The organism is Streptomyces sp. NPDC048504 (assembly GCF_043200035.1).
In the GTDB taxonomy this organism is placed as follows: domain Bacteria; phylum Actinomycetota; class Actinomycetes; order Streptomycetales; family Streptomycetaceae; genus Streptomyces.
Window position 1 is genome coordinate 241987 of the sequence record NZ_JBICXA010000015.1, and the last position, 19336, is coordinate 261322.

16 protein-coding genes are annotated in these 19336 nt (G+C 69.7%); 12 read left to right on the forward strand and 4 right to left on the reverse strand.

Translation table 11 applies throughout. The features are described 5' to 3' along the window. Positions 1-62 precede the first annotated feature (62 nt). Positions 63-809 (forward strand): proteasome subunit alpha, encoded by a 747-nt coding sequence (gene prcA, locus ACGFY9_RS33460; protein WP_033283733.1) that lies wholly within the window; start codon positions 63-65, stop codon positions 807-809. A 78-nt stretch (positions 810-887) separates the two neighbouring features. On the opposite strand, the gene ACGFY9_RS33465 is transcribed toward prcA, so the two are convergent. Further along, positions 888-1904 (reverse strand): LacI family DNA-binding transcriptional regulator, encoded by a 1017-nt coding sequence (locus tag ACGFY9_RS33465; protein ID WP_393760393.1) that lies wholly within the window; start codon positions 1902-1904, stop codon positions 888-890. 135 nt (positions 1905-2039) lie between these two features. Here ACGFY9_RS33465 and ACGFY9_RS33470 point away from each other — a divergent pair, with 135 nt between their 5' ends. The 11 genes from ACGFY9_RS33470 (at position 2040) to ACGFY9_RS33520 (ending at position 13441) form a co-directional block, all read left to right on the forward strand. Further along, positions 2040-3293, forward strand: a complete 1254-nt coding sequence (locus ACGFY9_RS33470; protein WP_393760395.1) for an MFS transporter — start codon at positions 2040-2042, stop codon at positions 3291-3293. A gap of 9 nt (positions 3294-3302) precedes the next feature. Beyond that, positions 3303-4664: a Pup--protein ligase gene (gene pafA / locus ACGFY9_RS33475; protein WP_033283736.1), complete on the forward strand. Its 1362-nt coding sequence runs from the start codon at positions 3303-3305 to the stop codon at positions 4662-4664. A 142-nt stretch (positions 4665-4806) separates the two neighbouring features. Next, the gene (locus ACGFY9_RS33480) at positions 4807-5820 is read left to right on the forward strand and encodes an FKBP-type peptidyl-prolyl cis-trans isomerase (RefSeq protein WP_393760397.1); all 1014 of its coding nucleotides are present in this window, start codon (positions 4807-4809) and stop codon (positions 5818-5820) included. Between the two features lie 94 nt (positions 5821-5914). After that, positions 5915-6286 carry an FKBP-type peptidyl-prolyl cis-trans isomerase gene (locus ACGFY9_RS33485; RefSeq protein ID WP_033283738.1) on the forward strand — a complete coding sequence of 124 codons (372 nt, stop codon included), beginning with the start codon at positions 5915-5917 and terminating at the stop codon, positions 6284-6286. A gap of 132 nt (positions 6287-6418) precedes the next feature. Continuing rightward, on the forward strand, positions 6419-7372 hold the full coding sequence (locus ACGFY9_RS33490; protein WP_393760399.1) for a helix-turn-helix transcriptional regulator: 954 nt from the start codon (positions 6419-6421) through the stop codon (positions 7370-7372). 19 nt (positions 7373-7391) lie between these two features. Beyond that, positions 7392-8417, forward strand: coding sequence for a WYL domain-containing protein (locus ACGFY9_RS33495; protein ID WP_366495624.1), 1026 nt, complete (start codon positions 7392-7394; stop codon positions 8415-8417). Next, complete coding sequence (locus tag ACGFY9_RS33500; RefSeq protein ID WP_393760402.1) at positions 8414-8725, forward strand: hypothetical protein; 312 nt, start codon at positions 8414-8416, stop codon at positions 8723-8725. The genes ACGFY9_RS33495 and ACGFY9_RS33500 overlap by 4 nt, the downstream gene beginning before the upstream one ends. A gap of 19 nt (positions 8726-8744) precedes the next feature. After that, the gene (locus tag ACGFY9_RS33505) at positions 8745-8939 is read left to right on the forward strand and encodes a hypothetical protein (protein ID WP_393760404.1); all 195 of its coding nucleotides are present in this window, start codon (positions 8745-8747) and stop codon (positions 8937-8939) included. Between the two features lie 259 nt (positions 8940-9198). Beyond that, positions 9199-9480, forward strand: a complete 282-nt coding sequence (tatA, locus tag ACGFY9_RS33510) for a Sec-independent protein translocase subunit TatA (RefSeq protein ID WP_033283742.1) — start codon at positions 9199-9201, stop codon at positions 9478-9480. Between the two features lie 48 nt (positions 9481-9528). Then, a complete protein-coding gene (gene tatC, locus ACGFY9_RS33515) occupies positions 9529-10491 on the forward strand; it encodes a twin-arginine translocase subunit TatC (protein WP_393760406.1) in 963 nt (320 codons plus the stop codon). 85 nt (positions 10492-10576) lie between these two features. Continuing rightward, positions 10577-13441, forward strand: a complete 2865-nt coding sequence (locus ACGFY9_RS33520; RefSeq protein WP_393760408.1) for a DEAD/DEAH box helicase — start codon at positions 10577-10579, stop codon at positions 13439-13441. Between the two features lie 78 nt (positions 13442-13519). Here the strand turns inward: ACGFY9_RS33520 and atzF are convergent, their stop codons facing one another. The 3 genes from atzF to ACGFY9_RS33535 are packed head-to-tail and all read right to left on the reverse strand — an operon-like array spanning position 13520 to position 19328. Beyond that, positions 13520-15172, reverse strand: coding sequence for an allophanate hydrolase (atzF, locus tag ACGFY9_RS33525; RefSeq protein ID WP_393760410.1), 1653 nt, complete (start codon positions 15170-15172; stop codon positions 13520-13522). A 32-nt stretch (positions 15173-15204) separates the two neighbouring features. Next, positions 15205-18714 (reverse strand): 5-oxoprolinase/urea amidolyase family protein, encoded by a 3510-nt coding sequence (locus tag ACGFY9_RS33530; RefSeq protein ID WP_393760412.1) that lies wholly within the window; start codon positions 18712-18714, stop codon positions 15205-15207. After that, positions 18711-19328, reverse strand: a complete 618-nt coding sequence (locus ACGFY9_RS33535; RefSeq protein ID WP_393760505.1) for an urea amidolyase associated protein UAAP2 — start codon at positions 19326-19328, stop codon at positions 18711-18713. Before ACGFY9_RS33535 ends, ACGFY9_RS33530 begins: the two co-directional genes overlap by 4 nt. Positions 19329-19336 lie beyond the last annotated feature (8 nt).

The window sequence follows — 19336 nt, forward strand, 5'->3', positions numbered from 1 at the left end:
CCCGTTCTTCACAAGGTGATCCACTGATTTCGACGGAACTTTAAAGAGAGGGACGGATACCGGTGTCGACGCCGTTCTATGTCTCACCCCAGCAGGCGATGGCCGACCGGGCGGAGTACGCCCGTAAGGGCATCGCCCGTGGCCGCAGCCTGGTCGTGCTGCAGTTCGCCGACGGCATCGTCTTCGTCGGCGAGAACCCGTCCCGTGCGCTGCACAAGTTCAGCGAGATCTACGACCGGATCGGGTTCGCGGCCGCCGGAAAATACAACGAGTACGAGAACCTGCGGATCGGCGGCGTCAGGTACGCCGACATGCGCGGTTACACCTACGACCGTGCGGACGTGACCGCCCGCGGTCTCGCCAACGTCTACGCCCAGACGCTCGGCACGATCTTCTCCAGTGCGGCCGAGAAGCCGTACGAGGTGGAGCTGGTCGTCGCGGAGGTCGGGGACACTCCGGACGGCGATCAGATCTACCGGCTGCCGCACGACGGTTCGATCGTGGACGAGCACGGCTCGGTCGCGGTCGGTGGCAACGCCGAGACGATCAGCAGCTATCTGGACCAGCGCCACCGTGACGGCATGACCCTCGCGGAGGCGCTCAAGCTGGCCGTGCAGTCCCTGTCCCGTGACACGAACGGAAGTGAGCGGGAGATCCCCGCCGAGCGCCTGGAGGTCGCGGTCCTGGACCGTACGCGTCCGCAGGCCCGCAAGTTCAAGCGCATCGTCGGCCGTCAGCTGTCCCGTCTGCTGGAGGGCGAGAACGCGGACACGTCGTCGGAGGAGTCCGACGGCGACGACGAGGAGTGAGTCGACCTCACCCAGCCTTTCGCGTGCCCCGGCCGGTCATCGGCCGGGGCACGCGGCGTTGTGGGGGCCACAGAGGCGTCAGGCGGTGCCTGGTGGCGCCGTGGAGCCGCGGACGACCAGTTCCACCGGGATGTCCCCCTCCTCCGGTACGCGGCCGTCCAGGACGGCCAGGAGGGCGCGCATGCCGTGTTCGCCGAAGAGCTCGGCGTCGAGGCGGACGGTGGTGAGTTCCGGGTCGATGGCGGTGGCGAGGGCGAGGTCGTCGAGGCCGGTGATCGAGAGGTCGTCGGGGATGCGCAGGCCCAGGCGGCGAGCCGCCTTGTAGGCGCCGGCGGCGAGTTTGTCGTCGTCGCAGACCAGGGCGGTCACCCGCGACCCCGGGGCTGAGAGCGCGGCCTCGGCTGCGGCCAGGGCGCCCTCGATCGAGATGGGGGCCCGGGTCGTCCGTACCGAGGTGCCTGCCACGGAGCCCACCCGTGCGGCCAGTTCACGCGCGCGTACCTCGAAGGTCCAGGACGGTACGTCGGCGGCGAGGTGCAGGAAGTGGCGGTGGCCCAGGGTCAGCAAGTGATCGGCGACCTGGCGGATGCCGTCGGCGATGTCCAGGTTGACGGTGGCCGCGCCGAGGCTGCCCTCGGGGTCGCTGTCGAGCATGACCAGGGGGAGTTGGTCGCCGCGGATCGCGGTGAGGGCGTCGGCGGCCATGGAGGAGGCGATCACGCCGTCCAGGGCGGCCTGGGCGGAGGCGAAGGGGTCGCGGGCGGGGCCGATGCCTTCGGGGGAGGGGTAGAGGACCACGCCGAAGCCGTGTTCGGCGGCGACGCGGGCGGCGCCCGTGTAGACGCCGGCGAAGAACTCCGTCGTCAGCACCGGGACGACGAGGAGGACCGTGCGGGTGCGGCCCAGGCGGAGGTTGCGGGCGGCGAGGTTGGGGCGGTAGCCCAGGTCGCGGGCGGCCTCGCGGACGCGTTCGGCGGTCGTGGCCGAGACCCGGCCGCGCCACTTGTCGCCGAGCACCAGGGAGACCGCGGCCTGGGAGACGCCGGCGGCCTGCGCGACGTCGCGGCTCGTGGGGCGGGTGCTGGCTGGTGCCACGGTCGGCCTGCTCCTTGGTGAGGACTGCGTAGGGACTCCGTATGGACGCGTGAACAGCGCACATGGTACGTATGACAGCGGACGTTATACGTAAAACCTCATGCGCGACGGTGAGGGGGAGGGCGGTTCGAGGCCGTGGGATATCTGGAGATCCTCAGGGCGAGGCACGCCACCCGCCTGCTGGTGGGCACGTTGGTGGGCCGGTTGCCGAACGCCACGGCCGCGATCGCGATCGTGCTGTTCATCCGCGCCGAGGGCGGCACCTACAGCCTCGCGGGGGCGCTGGCGGCCGTCTACGGCATCGCCAACGCGGTCGGACAGCCCCTCCTGGGGCGCCTGGTGGACGTCCACGGGCAGCCGCGCGTGCAGTTGCCCGCCGCGGTCCTGTCGGCGCTCGCGATGGCCGTCTTCGCCTTCGGGGGCACCGATCCGCTGCCGCTCGCCTACGTCGCCGTCGCGGCCGCCGGTCTCTTCGCGCCGCCCCTGGAGGGCGGTCTGCGGGCGCTGTGGCCGGCCGTGCTCCGTCGCGAGGAGCAGGTGCACACGGCGTACGCCATGGACGCGGTCGCCCAGGAAGTCATGTTCACCGTGGGGCCGTTGCTCGTGACGGTGTTCGTGTCCCTGTGGTCCGCCCCCGTGGCGCTGCTCGTGCTGAACGTCATCGGGGTGCTGGGCGCCCTCTCCGTAGTCGTGTCGCCGCCCTCGCGCGCGTGGCGCTCGGCTCCGCGCGAGGCGCACTGGCTGGGCGCCCTGCGCTCGCCGGGACTCCTGGCGCTGCTCGGCGCGTTCCTGTTCGTGGGGATGGCGCTCGGGTCGATCACGGTCGCGTCCGTGCCGTACGCGGACGGGCACGGCGGTGACGTGGTGTACGGCTGGCTGATGGCGGCGATCGGGCTGGGCGCGCTGCTGGGCGGGACCGTCTACGGGGCGCGGCAGTGGACCGGGGTGCCGGAGCGGCGACTGCGGGTCCTGGTGGGGCTGCTGGCGGTGTGTTACCTGCCGTTGATGCTCATGCCGGGCGCGGTCGCCATGGTGCTGCTCACCGTGCTCGCCGGGGTGTTCCTCGCGCCCGCCCTCGCCTGCGCCTTCATCATCGTCGACCGGCACGCTCCGAAGGGCACGGTCACCGAGGCTTTCTCGTGGCTTGTGACGACGTTCACCGTGGGGGCGTCGATCGGAACGGGCGTCGCGGGGCCGGTCGTACAGGCCGGTGGGGCCCTGTGGGGGTTCGCCGTGCCGGGGGTCGCGGGGGCTGTGTCCTTGCTGGTTCTGCTGGCCACCGGGCGGGTCCTCGCAGCTCCCGCCGGGGGTGCGGTGGTTGCGGCTTCATCGGAAAATGATCCAAACCGTGCTGCCGAACCCCGTTTCAGCACAGGCGATCGGGCGTAATGTTCAGTCATGGACCGCCGCATTTTCGGGCTGGAGAACGAGTACGGCGTCACGTGTACGTTCAGGGGACAGCGGCGTCTGTCTCCCGACGAAGTGGCTCGGTACCTCTTCCGCCGTGTCGTGTCATGGGGCCGCAGCAGCAATGTCTTTCTGCGAAACGGCGCCCGGCTCTATCTCGACGTGGGCTCACATCCGGAATACGCGACCCCCGAATGTGACAACGTGACCGAACTGGTCACCCACGACAAAGCCGGCGAGCGCATTCTCGAAGGACTCCTGGTGGACGCCGAACGACGCCTGCACGAGGAGGGAATCGCGGGCGACGTCTACCTCTTCAAGAACAACACCGACTCGGCGGGCAACTCGTACGGCTGCCACGAGAACTACCTGGTGGCACGGCACGGCGAGTTCTCCCGGCTCGCGGACATCCTCATCCCGTTCCTGGTCACGCGTCAGCTTCTGTGCGGCGCGGGCAAGGTGCTCCAGACTCCGCGCGGCGCCGTGTACTGCGTCAGCCAGCGCGCCGAACACATCTGGGAGGGCGTCTCCTCGGCGACGACGCGTTCCCGGCCCATCATCAACACGCGGGACGAACCGCACGCGGACGCCGAGCGCTACCGCCGTCTCCACGTCATCGTGGGCGACTCGAACATGTCCGAGACGACCATGCTGCTCAAGGTCGGCGCCACCGACCTGGTGCTGCGCATGATCGAGGCGGGCACGGTGATGCGCGACCTGACCCTGGAGAACCCGATCCGGGCGATCCGCGAGGTCAGCCACGACATCACGGGCCGGCGCAAGGTGCGTCTGGCCAGCGGACGCGAGGCCTCCGCGATCGAGGTGCAGCGCGAGTACTACGAGAAGGCCGTGGACTTCGTCGAGCGCCGCGGCATCCGTACCGGCACCGTCGAGCAGGTCCTGGAACTGTGGGGCCGCACGCTCGACGCGATCGAGGCCGAGGACCTCGACCGGATCGGCACCGAGATCGACTGGGTCATGAAGTACCAGCTCATCGAGCGGTACCGGGCGAAGCACAACATGACCATGTCCCACCCGCGGGTGGCGCAGATCGACCTCGCCTACCACGACATCCACCGTCGCCGAGGGCTCTACTACCTCCTGGAGAGGAAGGGCCAAGCCGCCCGGATCTGCAACGACTTGAAGATCTTCGAGGGCAAGTCCGTTCCGCCGCAGACCACTCGGGCCAGGCTCCGCGGCGACTTCATCCGCAGGGCTCAGGAACAGCGGCGGGACTTCACCGTCGACTGGGTCCATCTCAAGCTCAACGACCAGGCCCAGCGCACGGTGTTGTGCAAGGACCCGTTCCGTTCCGTGGACGACCGGGTGGAGAAACTGATCGCCGGAATGTAGGCAAAAACATCCGGATACCGACGTCCGGATACATATTCGGTACGCCACACGGGCCCCGTACGTTTCACGTACGGGGCCCGTGCCACGCCGTAGAGTTGCGCGCACGCCATCAACAAGATCGACCGATTACGAGGCCTTCACCGTGCGCCGACGCTCCGTTCTTATCGCTGTTCCCGCAGGACTTGTGACGATCGCGGGGTGCGGTGACAGCGATTCCTCCTCCAGCAAGGCCAGCGCGTCGCCGTCGCCCTCGCCGTCCTCCTCGGCCTCGACGGTGCCGCCGCCGAAGCTCGTTGACGGTCCGCTGCCGGCGATCACCGCGGGCACGAAGTTCGACGAGAAGCCGACCGTCGCCAAGGGCAGCGGTGATCCGTCGAAGGACCTCGCGGTGAAGACGGTGATCGCGGGCGGCGGCAAGGCCGTGGCGGAGGGCGACTTCGTCAAGGTGAACTACCTCGGCCAGATCTGGTCGACGGCCAAGGTCTTCGACAACTCCTACGACCGCAACACCTCGTTGGTCATCCAGCTCGCCCAGGGCGGCATCATCGACGGCTGGCGCTACGGCCTGGCAGGCAAGAAGGTCGGCAGCCGCGTCGAGATGGCCATCCCGCCGACCTGGGGATACGGCACGGCGGGCAGCCCCCAGGCCGGCATCAAGGGCACCGACACGCTGGTCTTCGTGATCGACATCCAGGACTCCTTCAACGCCAAGAGCTCCGCCAAGGGTTCGACCGTCGCGCAGTCCGACGCCGATCTGCCCAAGGTCGGCACGAACACCGACGGCAAGGCCCCCTCGGTCACCATCCCCAAGGCGGACCCGCCGAAGAAGCTGGTGTCGAACTACGTCCTGGAGAGCGACGGAGCCGTCGTCAAGGAGGCCCAGTCGATCCTCTGCCAGTTCAAGGGCGTCGTCTGGAGCACGGGCAAGGAGTTCGAATCGACGTACTCCCAGGGCCGGTTGAGCCAGTTCGCGATCAAGGACATGGAGTCGGTCGTCAAGGGCCTGGCCCAGGGCATCACCGGCAAGAAGGTCGGCAGCCGCATCATGATCGTCGCGCCCGCCGACCTGGCCTACGGGAACACCCCGCCGAGCGGCGGCGCCATCAAGAAGGGCGACACCCTCGTCTTCTCCGTGGACATCCTGGCCGCCATGTGACCCCTCCGGGGATCGGCCTGGCCGGAGCGCGACACCGGCCGGGATGCGAGACTGTCCGAGTTGTCTTGTCGTACACATAGCAGGAGCCAGAGACGTGAGCATCGAGAAGCCCGAGATCGACTTTCCGGAGGGCGAAGCCCCGGCCGACCTGGAGATCAAGGATCTCTGGGAGGGTGACGGCGAGATCGCGGTGGCGGGCCAGAACGTCACCGTCCACTACGTGGGCGTGGCCTTCAGCACCGGCGAGGAGTTCGACGCCAGCTGGAACCGCGGTACCCCGTTCAAGTTCCCGCTCGGTGGCGGCCGCGTCATCAAGGGCTGGGACAAGGGCGTGCAGGGCATGAAGGTCGGCGGCCGCCGCCAGCTGACCATCCCGGCGCACCTCGCCTACGGCAACCAGAGCCCGACCCCCGCGATCAAGCCGGGCGAGACCCTGATCTTCGTGGTCGACCTCATCGCCGTCTGATCACCGGTTCCGACCGGACCCGATCACCTGGGGCCCATGCCTGCGAGGGCATGGGCCCTCGGCTTTTGCCAGGCATCCGCGGGGCGGTACGGTCATCGTTCGTAAGCACATTCAGGGAGGCGAAGGGCGTCGATGGCCATTGCCAAGGCCGAGCGGCTGATGAACCTCGCGCTGTGTCTGCTCGGGACACGGCGGCCGCTGAGCAAGCGTGAGCTGCGCGAGTCCATCGAGGCCTATCTCGAAGCGGGCAGCGACGACTCCTTCAACCGGATGTTCGAGCGCGACAAGGACGATCTGCGCGAACTCGGGCTCGTCATCGAGACGGTGGAGAACCTGGACGGCGAGGTCGGCTATCTCGCCCGCCGCGACAGCAACCGTCTCCCGCCCATCACCCTCGACGCCGAGGAGGCCGCCGCGCTCGGTCTCGCCGCCAAGGTGTGGCAGCAGGCCCGGCTCGCCGGTGCCGCGAGCGGCGCCCTGCAGAAGCTGCGCGCGGCCGGGATGCCAGAAGATCTCGACCCGTACGAGCCGCACGGCGCCCTGGAGCCGCGCATCCCGGTGCACGAGGCGTCGTTCGAGCCGCTGATGCTGGCCTGCCGCGACCGCCGTCCCGTCGTCTTCGACTACCGCAAGGCCACCGCCGCCCGCCCCGAACCCCGCAACGTCGAGCCGTGGGCGCTGGAGTGCTGGCGCGGCCACTGGTACCTCGCCGGCTGGGACCGGGACCGGGGCGCCGAGCGCGTCTTCCGGCTGTCCCGGATCACCGGCAAGGTGCGTTCGCGCAACGGGCGGTTCACCGCGGAGATCCCCGACGTCGTCACCGTGCGGGAGACCGTCGCGAGCTGGGCGGGGGAGACCGCCGACCGCTCCGCGCTGATCCGGCTGCGCACGGGCTCCGGTTACCCCTTGCGGGCGAAAGCCGCGGCGGTGCGGGAACTCGGGGACGGCTGGGACGAGTTGGAGATTCCGTACGGCCACGGACTGGACGCCTGGCTGGTCGAGTTCGGGCCCGACGTGGTCGTCCTGGAGCCCGCCGAGCTGCGGGCCGACGTGGTGGACCGGCTGCGTGCCGTGGCCAAGGGCTGAGGGGGAGCGGAAGAGAACTGTGGCAGGCAAACCGGTCAGGCCCGTCAACGCCATCGACCAGACCCGGCGGATGCTCTCCCTGGTGACCTACCTGAAGGAGCGACCCGGAGCGCGCGTCGAGGACGTCGCCCGTGCCTTCGGGATCACCGAGGACGAACTGGTCTCCGACCTCGACGTGCTGCCCATGTGCGGGACCAGCTTCCGGGGCGGCGACCTGCTCGACATCGACACCGACGGCGACCGCATCTGGTGGCACAACCCGGACGACGTCGCCGAACCGCTCCGGCTCGCCGCCGACGAGGCGACCGCGCTCCTGGTCGCTGCCCGCGCCGTATCGACCCTCCCGGGCCTGCGCGAGAGCGACCGGCAGGCGCTGCTGCGGGCCAACGCCAAGGTGGAGGCGGCGGCCGGTGAGGCGGCCGGGGCCAGCGCACGCCTTTCGGTGACCTTCGAGTCCGAGGGCGGGGTCTTCGCGGACGTCGACCGGGCGATCTCGGAGCGCCGCCGCCTGTGGATCCGCTACTACTCGCCCGCCCGCGACGAGTTGAGCGAGCGCGAGATCGACCCCATCCGCCTGGTCAGCGTCGGGCACACGTACGTGGAGGCCTGGTGCCGGCGCTCCGAGGCGCGCCGCACCTTCCGCCTCGACCGGGTCGCCGAGATCAAGATCCTCGACGAGCCGTCCGCCCCGCCCGAGATCGAACTGCGGGACCTCTCGGAGGCGTTGGTGCAGCCCGCCGCCGAGGACCCCGAGGTCGTCGTGGAGGTCGGCCCGGGAGGGCGCTGGGTCGCCGAGTACTACCCGCACGACAGTGCCGATGAGCTTCCCGACGGCGGGCTGCGTATTACGTTGCGCACCCCCGACCCGACGTCCCTGCGACGACTGGCCCTACGGCTCGGGCGCGACGGCCGGATCGTCTCCCCGAGCGACCTCGCCGACAGCGCCCGCCGGGCCGCACGCGAGGCGTTGGCGGCGTACGACGGTCCGCAGGGTGTTGTTGACGCAGTGCACGGTGTTGACGAGAGGCAGGAGCAGGGGCTGTGAGCGAGTCGACGATGACGGGTGTCCCGGGCGTCTCGGGTGGTCCGGAGATGACGGTGGCCGCCGCGTTCGCCGGGATGAAGAGCGTGGTCCCCGTGATGTTCAGAGCGGGCTGCCCGGACTGCCGGAGCAACTTCGAACTGGCGGCGAGCGCTCTGCGCCTCGCCATCGGCGCCACCAGCCGTACCACGTTCTACTCCTTCACCTGCCCCGACTGCGGCGCGGCCGTACGCAAGCCCGCGGGCGAGCGGATCGTCGAGCTGCTCACCGGCGGCGGGGTCAGGACCCTGCGGCTGACCTCCGTCGGGTAGCAGGGTCTAGGCTCGCCCCATGTTCTGGGCGATGGTCGCGGTAGCTGTGGGTTTCCTGGGTCTCGCCGTGCTCGGCGTGCTCGCCGTCCGGGTCTTCCTGGAGGCGCGGCGGCTCGGACTCCAGGTCAGTGACGCCGCGCAGCGCATCAACCGGGCGGCCGAGGACCTGGAGCGGGCGGCGGTGTCGACGGCGCGTTCCGTGGACGCACTGTGAGTCACATATGGGCGGGGTGTGAGTTGCGCGGCTCATGCGCTTCGCGTCACTTTGCCCTGTCACGTTGTCGGTGGAGGCGGGTACGCTGCTGATCGCGGTCCGGATAACGAGGCCCGGAGCGCGGACCGGGAGTACGCACGGGGATTGCCTCACGTTTACCCCTGAGCGTTACGATCGCTGGCAGCACGAAGGTCGGACAGATGTCCGACCGATCGGACAGCACCCCACCCCAGCCGCCTCGGTGAGAAGGTAAAGACTTATGTTCGGAAGGCTCGGAGCACCCGAGATCATTCTCATCCTCGTCGTCATCGTGCTCCTGTTCGGCGCGAAGAAGCTTCCGGACATGGCCCGCTCGCTCGGCAAGTCCGCCCGCATCCTCAAGAGCGAAGCCAAGGCGATGAAGGAAGAGGGCAACACCACGCCCACCCCCGCCGGCCCGCCGAACACCGACGAGTCCGTGCAGCGCACCATCCAGGCGGCCCCCGGCGACGTGACCAGTGCGCGTCCCGTCACCGAGCCGTCGGACACGACCAAGCGCTGACGCAGGGCCGGGACCCCCTCGGCCTGCCGCACGAGATGAGGACGTGGGTTGCCTAAGTCTGCCCGCACGAAGGAGAAGGACCCCGAGGGGCGGATGCCCCTCGCGGACCATCTGCGCGAGCTGCGCAACCGGCTCGCGAAGGCGATGCTCGCCATCATCGTGGTGACCTGCGTGGCCGCCTTCTTCTACAACGACATCGTCAACATCATCACCAAGCCGGTGTTGCACTCGGTCGGCTGCTCCCAGAACTTCGAGGAACTGTCGAGGGCGTCCAAGACGTCCCAGCCGTGCGCGCAGATCACGATCAACGGTCTGCTGACGCCGTTCACACTGGCGTTGAAGGTGTCCCTGATGGCCGGTGTCGTACTGGCCTCCCCGGTCTGGCTGTACCAGCTGTGGGGCTTCGTCGCCCCGGGCCTGCACAAGAACGAGAAGAAGTACGCGCTCTCCTTCGTGGGCACCGGCGTCCCGCTGTTCCTCGGCGGTGCCTACTTCGCCTACAGGGTGCTGCCCACCACGGCGCAGGTCCTGATCGGCTTCACGCCGAAGGATGTCAACAACCTGCTGCCGCTCGACGACCTGCTCGACCTGGTCACGCGCATGGTGCTGGTCTTCGGCCTCTCCTTCGAGCTCCCGCTGCTGCTGATCATGCTCAACCTCACGGGCGCGCTGACCGGCAAGCGGATGCTCGGCTGGTGGCGCGCCATGATCCTCGGCATCACGGTCTTCGCAGCCGTCGCCACCCCCAGCACCGACCCGCTGACCATGCTGGCGCTGGCCGGGCCGATCTGGGTGCTGTACTTCGCCGCTGTCGTCTTCTCCCTGCTCAACGACCGGCGCAAGCGCCGCCGCGACGCGGAGGGACCGGACGACGACGAGGCCTCGGACCTGGACCTCACCCCCGAGGACATCGGCGACGTCGAGACCGTCTCGGCCGGCCGGGCAGCCCTGCCCGAGCAGGCCGGCGGCACGGGTTCCGACCGGGTCAACGGCTATGACGACGTGACCTGATCACCTCCCGAACACCGCCGAGACCGGCCGTTCCCGCAGTGCGGGCGGCCGGTCTCCGTGTGTGGAGGACCCGTGGGAACGGATAATGATCGTCCTGTTGTCAGTGGCGCCCGGTACGCTCGAAAGCACGATGACAGAGGACCTCTCCCCGGCCGAGCGGTACGCGGCAGCCCGCCTGCGGGCAGCCGAGCAGGCCACCGCGCTCGCGGACTTCCGCGAGATGTACGACTTCGGTCTCGACCCCTTCCAGATCGAGGCCTGCCAGGCGCTCGAAGCGGGGAAGGGCGTGCTGGTGGCGGCGCCCACCGGCTCCGGCAAGACGATCGTCGGCGAGTTCGCCGTCCACCTCGCCCTCCAGCAGGGCAAGAAGTGCTTCTACACGACCCCCATCAAGGCCCTGTCGAACCAGAAGTACGCCGACCTGTGCCGCCGTTACGGCGCGGACAAGGTCGGCCTGCTCACCGGCGACAACAGCGTCAACTCCGAAGCCCCGGTGGTCGTCATGACTACCGAGGTGCTGCGCAACATGCTGTACGCGGGTTCGCAGACCCTTCTCGGCCTCGGCTACGTGGTCATGGACGAGGTGCACTACCTCTCCGACCGCTTCCGCGGCGCCGTATGGGAAGAGGTGATCATCCACCTCCCCGAGTCGGTGACCCTGGTCTCCCTGTCGGCGACCGTGTCGAACGCCGAGGAGTTCGGCGACTGGCTCGACACCGTCCGCGGCGACACCGAGGTGATCGTCTCCGAGCACCGGCCCGTGCCGCTGTTCCAGCACGTGCTCGCCGGGCGGCGGATGTACGACCTCTTCGAGGAGGGCGAGGGCAACAAGAAGGCCGTCAACCCCGACCTCACCCGCCTGGCCCGCATGGAGGCCCAGCGCCCCTCGTACCAGGACCGCAAGCGCGGCCGTGCCATGCGCGAGGCCGACCGGGAGCGGGAGCGCAGATCGCGTTCGCGGGTGTGGACACCGGGACGCCCCGAGGTCATCGAGCGGCTGGACAACGAGGACCTGCTGCCCGCCATCACGTTCATCTTCAGCCGCGCCGCCTGCGAGGCCGCCGTACAGCAGTGTCTGTACGCCGGGCTGCGGCTCAACGACGACGAGGCGCGGGAGAAGGTGCGTGCGCTCGTCGAGGAGCGCACGGCGTCCATTCCCGACGAGGACCTGCATGTCCTCGGGTACTACGAGTGGCTGGAAGGCCTGGAGCGCGGCATCGCGGCCCACCACGCGGGCATGCTGCCGACGTTCAAGGAGGTCGTGGAGGAGCTGTTCCTGCGCGGGCTCGTCAAGGCCGTGTTCGCCACGGAGACCCTGGCGCTCGGCATCAACATGCCCGCGCGCTCGGTGGTGTTGGAGAAGCTCGTCAAGTGGAACGGCGAGCAGCACGCCGACATCACCCCCGGCGAGTACACCCAGCTGACCGGCCGGGCCGGCCGCCGCGGCATCGATGTCGAGGGCCACGCCGTCGTGCTGTGGCAGCGCGGGATCAGCCCCGAGCACCTCGCGGGACTGGCCGGCACGCGCACGTACCCGCTGCGCTCCAGCTTCAAGCCGTCGTACAACATGGCGGTCAACCTCGTCGAGCAGTTCGGGCGGCACAAGTCGCGGGAGCTGCTGGAGACGTCCTTCGCGCAGTTCCAGGCGGACAGGTCGGTCGTCGGGATCTCGCGGCAGGTGCAGCGCAACGAGGAGGGCCTGGAGGGCTACAAGGACTCCATGACCTGCCACCTGGGCGACTTCGAGGACTACATGCGGCTGCGCCGCGAGCTCAAGGACCGCGAGACCGAGCTGGCCCGCCAGGGCGTGGCGCTACGGCGCGCGGAGGCCGCCGTCGCGCTGGAGAAGCTCAAGCCGGGAGACGTCATCCACGTCCCGACCGGCAAGTACGCCGGTCTGGCACTGGTGTTGGACCCGGGACTGCCCGCCGGGCGGTCCAACGGCCACCGTGGGTTCGAGCAGCACGACGGGCCGCGTCCGCTGGTCCTGACGGTGGAGCGGCAGGTCAAGCGGCTCGCGTCGATGGACTTCCCCGTCCCCGTCGAGGCGTTGGACCGGATGCGGATCCCGAAGTCCTTCAACCCCCGTTCCCCGCAGTCCCGTCGGGACCTGGCGTCCGCGCTGCGCACCAAGGCCGGGCACATCCCGCCGGAGCGGGCCCGCAAGCAGCGCTCGCAGGCCGCGGACGACCGGGAGATCGCACAGTTGCGTACGGCGATCCGGGCGCATCCGTGTCATGGGTGCAGCGACCGTGAGGATCACGCCCGTTGGGCCGAGCGGTATCACCGGCTGCAGCGGGACACCACGCAGTTGGAGCGGCGGATCGAGGGGCGGACCAACACGATCGCCCGGACCTTCGACCGGATCGTCGCGCTCCTGACCGACCTGGACTATCTGCGGGGCAACGAGGTCACCGAGCACGGCAAGCGGCTGGCCCGGCTGTACGGCGAGCTTGATCTGCTCGCCAGTGAGTGTCTGCGCGAGGGGGTTTGGGAGGGGCTTTCTCCTGCCGAACTCGCCGCGTGTGTCTCGGCGTTGGTGTTCGAGGCGCGGGTCAGTGACGATGCGACGGTTCCCAAGGTGCCGTCGGGTGCGGCCAAGGCCGCGCTCGGGGAGATGGTGCGGATCTGGGGGCGGCTTGATGCCCTTGAGGAGGATTTCCGGATCACTCAGACCGAGGGGGTCGGACAGCGGGAGCCTGATCTTGGGTTTGCCTGGGCCGCGTACATGTGGGCCAGTGGGAAGGGGTTGGACGAGGTGCTTCGGGAGGTGGAGATGCCGGCCGGGGACTTTGTTCGGTGGTGCAAGCAGGTGATCGATGTGTTGGGGCAGATTTCTGCTGCGGCGCCGGTTACTGGGGGCGAGGCGTCGTCGACCGTGGCGAAGAATGCGCGGAAGGCTGTTGAGTTGTTGTTGCGGGGGGTTGTGGCCTACTCGTCGGTGGGGTAGCGGTTTGGGGCGGGTGCGGGTTCGCTGTGGCTGGTCGCGCAGTTCCCCGCGCCCCTAGGGGGGTGGCCTTGCGCCTCTTTAAGAGCCCAGGTACGGTCGCCAGCCGCCGTGGCTTGTGATGTCCTCGGCGTTTTCCAGTGCCGCCGGCTCGCACAAGAAACCCGGCACACTTGTACCGTCCGCCAGCTCAACGCTTCCCAGTGTCATCGGGCGGGGCAGGGTCGCCAGCAAGCGGCCCAGGCCCTCTGCCGGTAGGCGCCATATCTCCGTCTCTATCGCCGCTCCGCCTTCGCCCACGTGAACCAAGCCCGGCTTCGGCGGAGTCGTCGCCAGAGCGTGCAAGCGGTAGACCGGGGCCGTCGTAGTCGTGCGGTCCAAGCGGGCGCCCAGGGACAGTAGTTGGGGGTTGAGGGGCTGGCCCGTCAGGTGGGCGCCTACTGCGGCGATGTGGGTCTCCGGCTCCAACTCGCGCGCTATTCGCGCCAAGCGGTCGTCTGTGAATGCCGGGCCGATCAGCATCACGCCAAAGGGCAACCCGTTTGCCTCGCCGGACGGGACTGCCACCGCTGCCAGGTCGAAGAGGTTGGTGGAGTTGGTGAAGCGGCCCAGGCGGGCGTTGGCGCCCAAGGGGTTGGCCGCTACCTCCGTCAGGGTGGGGTGACCAGGGGTCGTCGGGAGCAACAGGGCGTCTGCGTCTGCCAGTTCGGAGAGGGCTCGGGTGCGGAGAGCGGCCAGGCGTTCCTCGTCCGCGTACAGCTGGTGGGCCGGGATGTCTCGGGCTCGGGTGATGATGCCGGTGACCGTGGGGTCCAGGCCCTCGGTGCCGTCCGCAATTGCTTTGTCGATAAAGCTCCCCACCGCTGTGTAGCGCTCGGCCACGAACGCGCCCTGGTAGAGCATCGCCGCCGCCTCCGTGAAGGGGGTGAGGTCGAGGGTGCGGATCTCGGCGCCCGCGCCCTTGAGCTGCTCCACCGCCGCCTCGTAGGCCTCCGCCCAGCCCTCGTCCAGTTCGCCGAGTTGTTCGCGCGCCGCTACCGCGATGCGCCACGGGCCCGGCCTGCGCTGGGGGAGGGGCGGGAGGTCACGGTCGGGTGGGGAGGTCATGAAAGACAGGGCCTGTTCGGCCTCGGGGAGGGTGCGGGCGAAGACCGTCACGCAGTCGATCGAGGCGCAGGCCGGGACCACGCCCGTCGTGGGGACCAGGCCCCGGGTGGGCTTCAGGCCGACGATGCCGTTGAACGCGGCGGGGACCCGGCCCGAGCCCGCCGTGTCGGTGCCGAGGGCGAAGTCGACGATGCCCAGGGCCACGGCGACGGCCGAACCCGCGCTGGAGCCGCCGCTGATCCGTTCCGGGTCGTGGGCGCCCCGGACCGCGCCGTACGGGGAGCGGGTGCCGACCAGGCCCGTGGCGAACTGGTCGAGGTTCGTGGTGCCGAGCACGATCGCGCCGGCCGCGCGGAGACGGGCGACCACCGGGGCGTCGGTCTCCGGGGTGTAGGCGTACGACGGGCAGCCCGCCGTGGTCGGGAGGCCGTGGACGTCTATGTTGCCCTTGGCCGCGAACAGGCGCCCGGCGAGGGGGAGTTGCTCGCCCGCCGTCACTCGCTCGTCGATTGCCTGCGCCTCGGACTCCACGTCCGGCTGCGGGCGTAGGTCGATCCAGATCTCTGGGCGGTTCACCGCCTCTATGCGGGCGTAGGCGGCGCGGACTCGGGACACGGTGGTCGACATCTCTTCTCGCTCCTTGCGGTTCGGCTTGAGGTTCAGCTTGCGGGGGCGAGGACCAGCAACGCCGTGCCCGCTTCCACCTGGTCGCCGGGCCTGGCCAGGATCTCGGTGACTATGCCGGCCATGGGCGCGTGCACCCTGGACTCCATCTTCATCGCCTCCAGGGCCAGGAGGGGTTGGCCCGCCGTCACCTCGTCGCCCGGCTCCACGTTCAACTGCCAGACGGACGCCGCGAATTCGGCTTCCACCAGGCGTCCGCCCGCCGGGATCGTCACCTCGGCCTGCGGTGGTGCCGGGGCGGCGACCGCCTCCGCCCGCGTGAACTCGCCCGCCGCCTCCCAGGCATCGCGCTCCGCGCCGAACGCGGTCTGCTGGCGGGACCTGAACTCCGCGATGGACTCGGCGTTCTCGGTGAGGAACGCCTCGTACTCGGCGAGCGAGAACGTGCCATCCTCGATGCGCGGGACGAAGCGGCCGGAGGTGATGTCGGCCCGGAGTTCGAGGAGTTCGTCCGGTTCCACCGGGTACCACTTGATGCGGTCGAAGAAGCGGAGGAGCCAGGGGGAGCCCTGCTCGAACGCGCCGCGCTGCTGCCAGCCCGACCACACCTGTGTCGTACGGCCCACGAACTGGTAGCCGCCGGGGCCCTCCATGCCGTAGACGCAGAGATACGCCCCGCCGATGCCGACCGAGTTCTCGGCCGTCCAGGTGCGGGCCGGGTTGTATTTCGTCGTCACCAGGCGGTGGCGGGGGTCCAGAGGGGTCGCCACGGGTGCGCCCAAGTAGACGTCTCCCAGGCCCAGTACGAGGTACTCCGCGTCGAAGACCGTGCCGTAGACGTCCTGTACCGAGTCCAGGCCGTTGACGCGGCGGATGAACTCGATGTTCCAGGGGCACCAAGGGGCGTCGTCGCGGACGCCGGCCATGTAGCGGGCGATGGCCTCGCGCGTGGCCGGGTCGTCCCAGGAGAGGGGGAGGTGGACCGTGCGGGAGGGGACGATCAGTTGGTCGGTGGGGGGCAGGGAAGCTGCTGTCTCCCTTACCGCGGCCAGGAGTTCGGACTGTGGCAGGCGGCTCGGGTCCGTCTGGATCTGGAGGGAGCGGATGCCCGGGGTGAGGTCCGTGACGCCCTCGAAGTCGGCCTCCGCCACCGCCTCCATCAGGGCGTGGACCCGCATGCGCTGCGCCAAGTCCAGTTGCATGGGGCCGAATTCGACGAGGAGGTTGTCGTCGCCGCTGCGGCGGAAGGTGACGTCTCCGTCCCTCGCCAGGATTCCGCCGTCCACGATGGCGGGGCGGGGCGAGCCGTCGACGTTCACCGGGGCGAAGCGGACCGTGTCGCCGGGCCTGAACTGGCCCAGTTTCCAGCGCTCTTGGCTGATGACCGTGGCCGGGCAGACGAAGCCGCCGAGCGAGGGTCCGTCGGGGCCCAGCAGGACCGGCATGTCGCCCGTGTAGTCGACGGCGCCCACCGAGTACGGGGTGTCGTGGATGTTGGACGGGTGCAGGCCCGCCTCGCCGCCGTCGGTGCGGGCCCAGCGGGGTTTCGGGCCGACCAGGCGGACGCCCGTGCGCGCCGAGTTGAAGTGGACCTTCCAGTCGGCGGCGTAGAAGTCGCGGATGTCGTCCTCGGTGAAGAACTCCGGTGCCGCGTGCGGGCCTTCGACCGCTGCTACGTCCCATACGGCGCCGAAGGCCGGGCGGTCGGCGGTGGGTACGGGTGTGCCCTCGGCGACCGTGCCGCCGTGCAGGACGTCGCCGGTGCGCAGGGCCCGGCCGCCGTGTCCGCCGAAGCGGCCCAGGGTGAAGGTGCTCGCGCTGCCGAGGAACGCGGGTACGTCCAGGCCGCCCGCGAACAACACGTAGGTCCGCAGGCCGTGTTCGGCCGGGGCGCCGATCTCCAGGGTCGTGCCCGCAGGTACCGTCACCGGCTCCCACTGCGGGACCGGCGTGCCGTCGACCGTCACCGGTGCCGGGGCGCCCGTCACGCACACCGTGGTGGCTTGGGTGAACCTCAACGTCGGTCCCTGGAGGGTGCATTCGAGGCCGGGGGTGCCCTCCTCGTTGCCCAGCGCGCGGTTGCCGAGGCGGAAGGAGAGGTCGTCCATCGGGCCGCACGGCGGTACGCCGACCTGCCAGTAGCCGGTGCGGCCCGGCCAGTCCTGGACCGTGGTGAGGGTGCCGCCGGAGACGATCTCGATGCGGGGCGTGGGGTCCGTGACGGTGGCGAGGGTCGCCGTGGAGTGGGTGGCCGTACGGAAGTCCGGCTCCGCCAACGCCGCCCGGACCAGGCCCAGGTTCGTCTCGATGCCGTCCACGCGGGTGCGGGCCAGTGCCTCGTCGAGGCGTTGGAGGGCGTGGGCGCGGTCAGGGCCGTAGGCGATGACCTTCGCGAGCATCGGGTCGTACGACGTCGTCACCTCGATGCCGGTCTCCACCCAGCCGTCGACGCGTACGCCGTCCGGGAACTCGACCCGGGTCAACAGGCCCGCGCTGGGCCGGTGTTCACGGGACGAGTCCTCGGCGTAGACGCGGGCCTCGACGGCGTGGCCGCGGGGGGTGCCGGGGTCGCGGACGACGTCGGACTCGCCCTGGGCCAGCCGTAGCATCCAGGCGACCAGGTCGACGCCGTAGACCTCCTCGGTGACCGGATGTTCCACCTGGAGGCGGGTGTTGACCTCCAGGAAGTAGGCCTCCTCGCGGGTCGCGTCGTAGACGAACTCGACTGTTCCTGCGGAGCGGTAGTCGACCGAGGCACACAAGTCGCGGGCGGATGCCGCCAGTTGGGTGCGTATGTGGTCGGGGAGGCCGGGTGCCGGGGCTTCCTCCACCACCTTCTGGTTGCGGCGCTGGAGGGAGCAGTCGCGGTCGCCGAAGGTGACGACCTTGCCCTCGCCGTCGCCGAAGACCTGTACCTCGACATGGCGGGCGTGCTCGACGAGGCGTTCCAGGAAGACGCCGGCGGAGGAGAAGGAGGCCGCGGCGACGCGCTGCACGCGCTCCCAGGACTCCGTGAGTTCGGCGGGGGAGTGGCAGGCCGACATGCCGATGCCGCCGCCTCCACCGGTCGCCTTGAGCATGACGGGGTAGTCGATCAGGGCTGCTTGGGTGAGTGCCTCGTCCAGGTCCGCCAACAGGCCTGTGCCGGGGGCTAGTTGGACTCCAGCCGCCTCGGCCGCCGCCCGTGCCGTGTGCTTCGCGCCGAACAGCTCCAGTTGGGAGGGAGTTGGGCCGACGAACACGATGCCCGCGTCCTCGCAGCGCCGTGCGAAGGCCGCGTCCTCGGAGAGGAAGCCGTAGCCGGGGTGGATCGCGCCCGCGCCCGTGTCCTTGGCCGCCTTCAGCACCAAGTCGGCGTCCAGGTATGACTCTTTGGCGGGTGCCGGGCCGAGTCGTACCGCCTCGTCGGCGAGCCGGACGTGGGGTGCCGAGCGGTCGGCGTCGGAGTACACGGCGACGGTGCGCAGGCCGAGTTCGCGGGCCGTGCGGATGATGCGGACGGCGATCTCGCCCCGGTTGGCGATCAGCAGCGTGTCGAAGGTCATCCGGCATCCCCTTGGGAGGTGGCCTCGGTAATCGTCATCTCCACTGCCGTCGGCTCGAAGCCGTTGCAAGGGTTGTTGATCTGGGGGCAGTTGGAGACCAGGACCAGGACGTCGCGTTCGGCGCGCAGGGTCAGTTCGAGGCCCGGGGCGGAGAGGCCGTCGACGATGCCGAGGGTGCCGTCCTTCTCGACCGGCACGTTCATGTACCAGTTGATGTTGGAGACCAGGTCGCGCTTGCCGAGGCCGTAACGGGCGCCCTCCGCGAGGAAGTTGTCCACGCACGCGTGCTGCGACCAGGTGTGGTGGCCGTAGCGCAGGGTGTTGGACTCCTTGGAGCAGGCGCCGCCGACCGTGTCGTGCCGGCCGACCTCGTCGGCGGTGACGGTCATCAGCGGGGTGTGCTCGTTGGACATCAGCACGCTGCCGGTGGTCAGGAAGAGGTTGCCCTGGGCGTGGATCGTGTCGGGGGCGCTGTAGCGGACCGACGTGTCGTGGGCGTCGTAGACGAGGAAGTCGACGGCCTGGTTGCCGTGCAGGTCGGTGATGGTGAGGGTCTGGCCCGTGCGGACCACGGCGGACCAGGCGGCGCGGGCCGGTACTTCCACCGTCTTCATGGCCGGTA

What these genes read in the sequence shown, in the direction of transcription:
- pafA (WP_033283736.1), top strand. Translation starts at nt 3,303, where the DNA reads ATGGACCGCCGCATTTTCGGGCTGGAGAACGAGTACGGCGTCACGTGT.
- ACGFY9_RS33490 (WP_393760399.1), top strand. Translation starts at nt 6,419, where the DNA reads ATGGCCATTGCCAAGGCCGAGCGGCTGATGAACCTCGCGCTGTGTCTG.
- ACGFY9_RS33505 (WP_393760404.1), top strand. Translation starts at nt 8,745, where the DNA reads ATGTTCTGGGCGATGGTCGCGGTAGCTGTGGGTTTCCTGGGTCTCGCC.
- tatA (WP_033283742.1), top strand. Translation starts at nt 9,199, where the DNA reads ATGTTCGGAAGGCTCGGAGCACCCGAGATCATTCTCATCCTCGTCGTC.
- ACGFY9_RS33520 (WP_393760408.1), top strand. Translation starts at nt 10,577, where the DNA reads ATGATCGTCCTGTTGTCAGTGGCGCCCGGTACGCTCGAAAGCACGATG.
- atzF (WP_393760410.1), bottom strand. Translation starts at nt 15,172, where the DNA reads ATGTCGACCACCGTGTCCCGAGTCCGCGCCGCCTACGCCCGCATAGAG.
- ACGFY9_RS33530 (WP_393760412.1), bottom strand. Translation starts at nt 18,714, where the DNA reads ATGACCTTCGACACGCTGCTGATCGCCAACCGGGGCGAGATCGCCGTC.
- ACGFY9_RS33535 (WP_393760505.1), bottom strand. Translation starts at nt 19,328, where the DNA reads ATGAAGACGGTGGAAGTACCGGCCCGCGCCGCCTGGTCCGCCGTGGTC.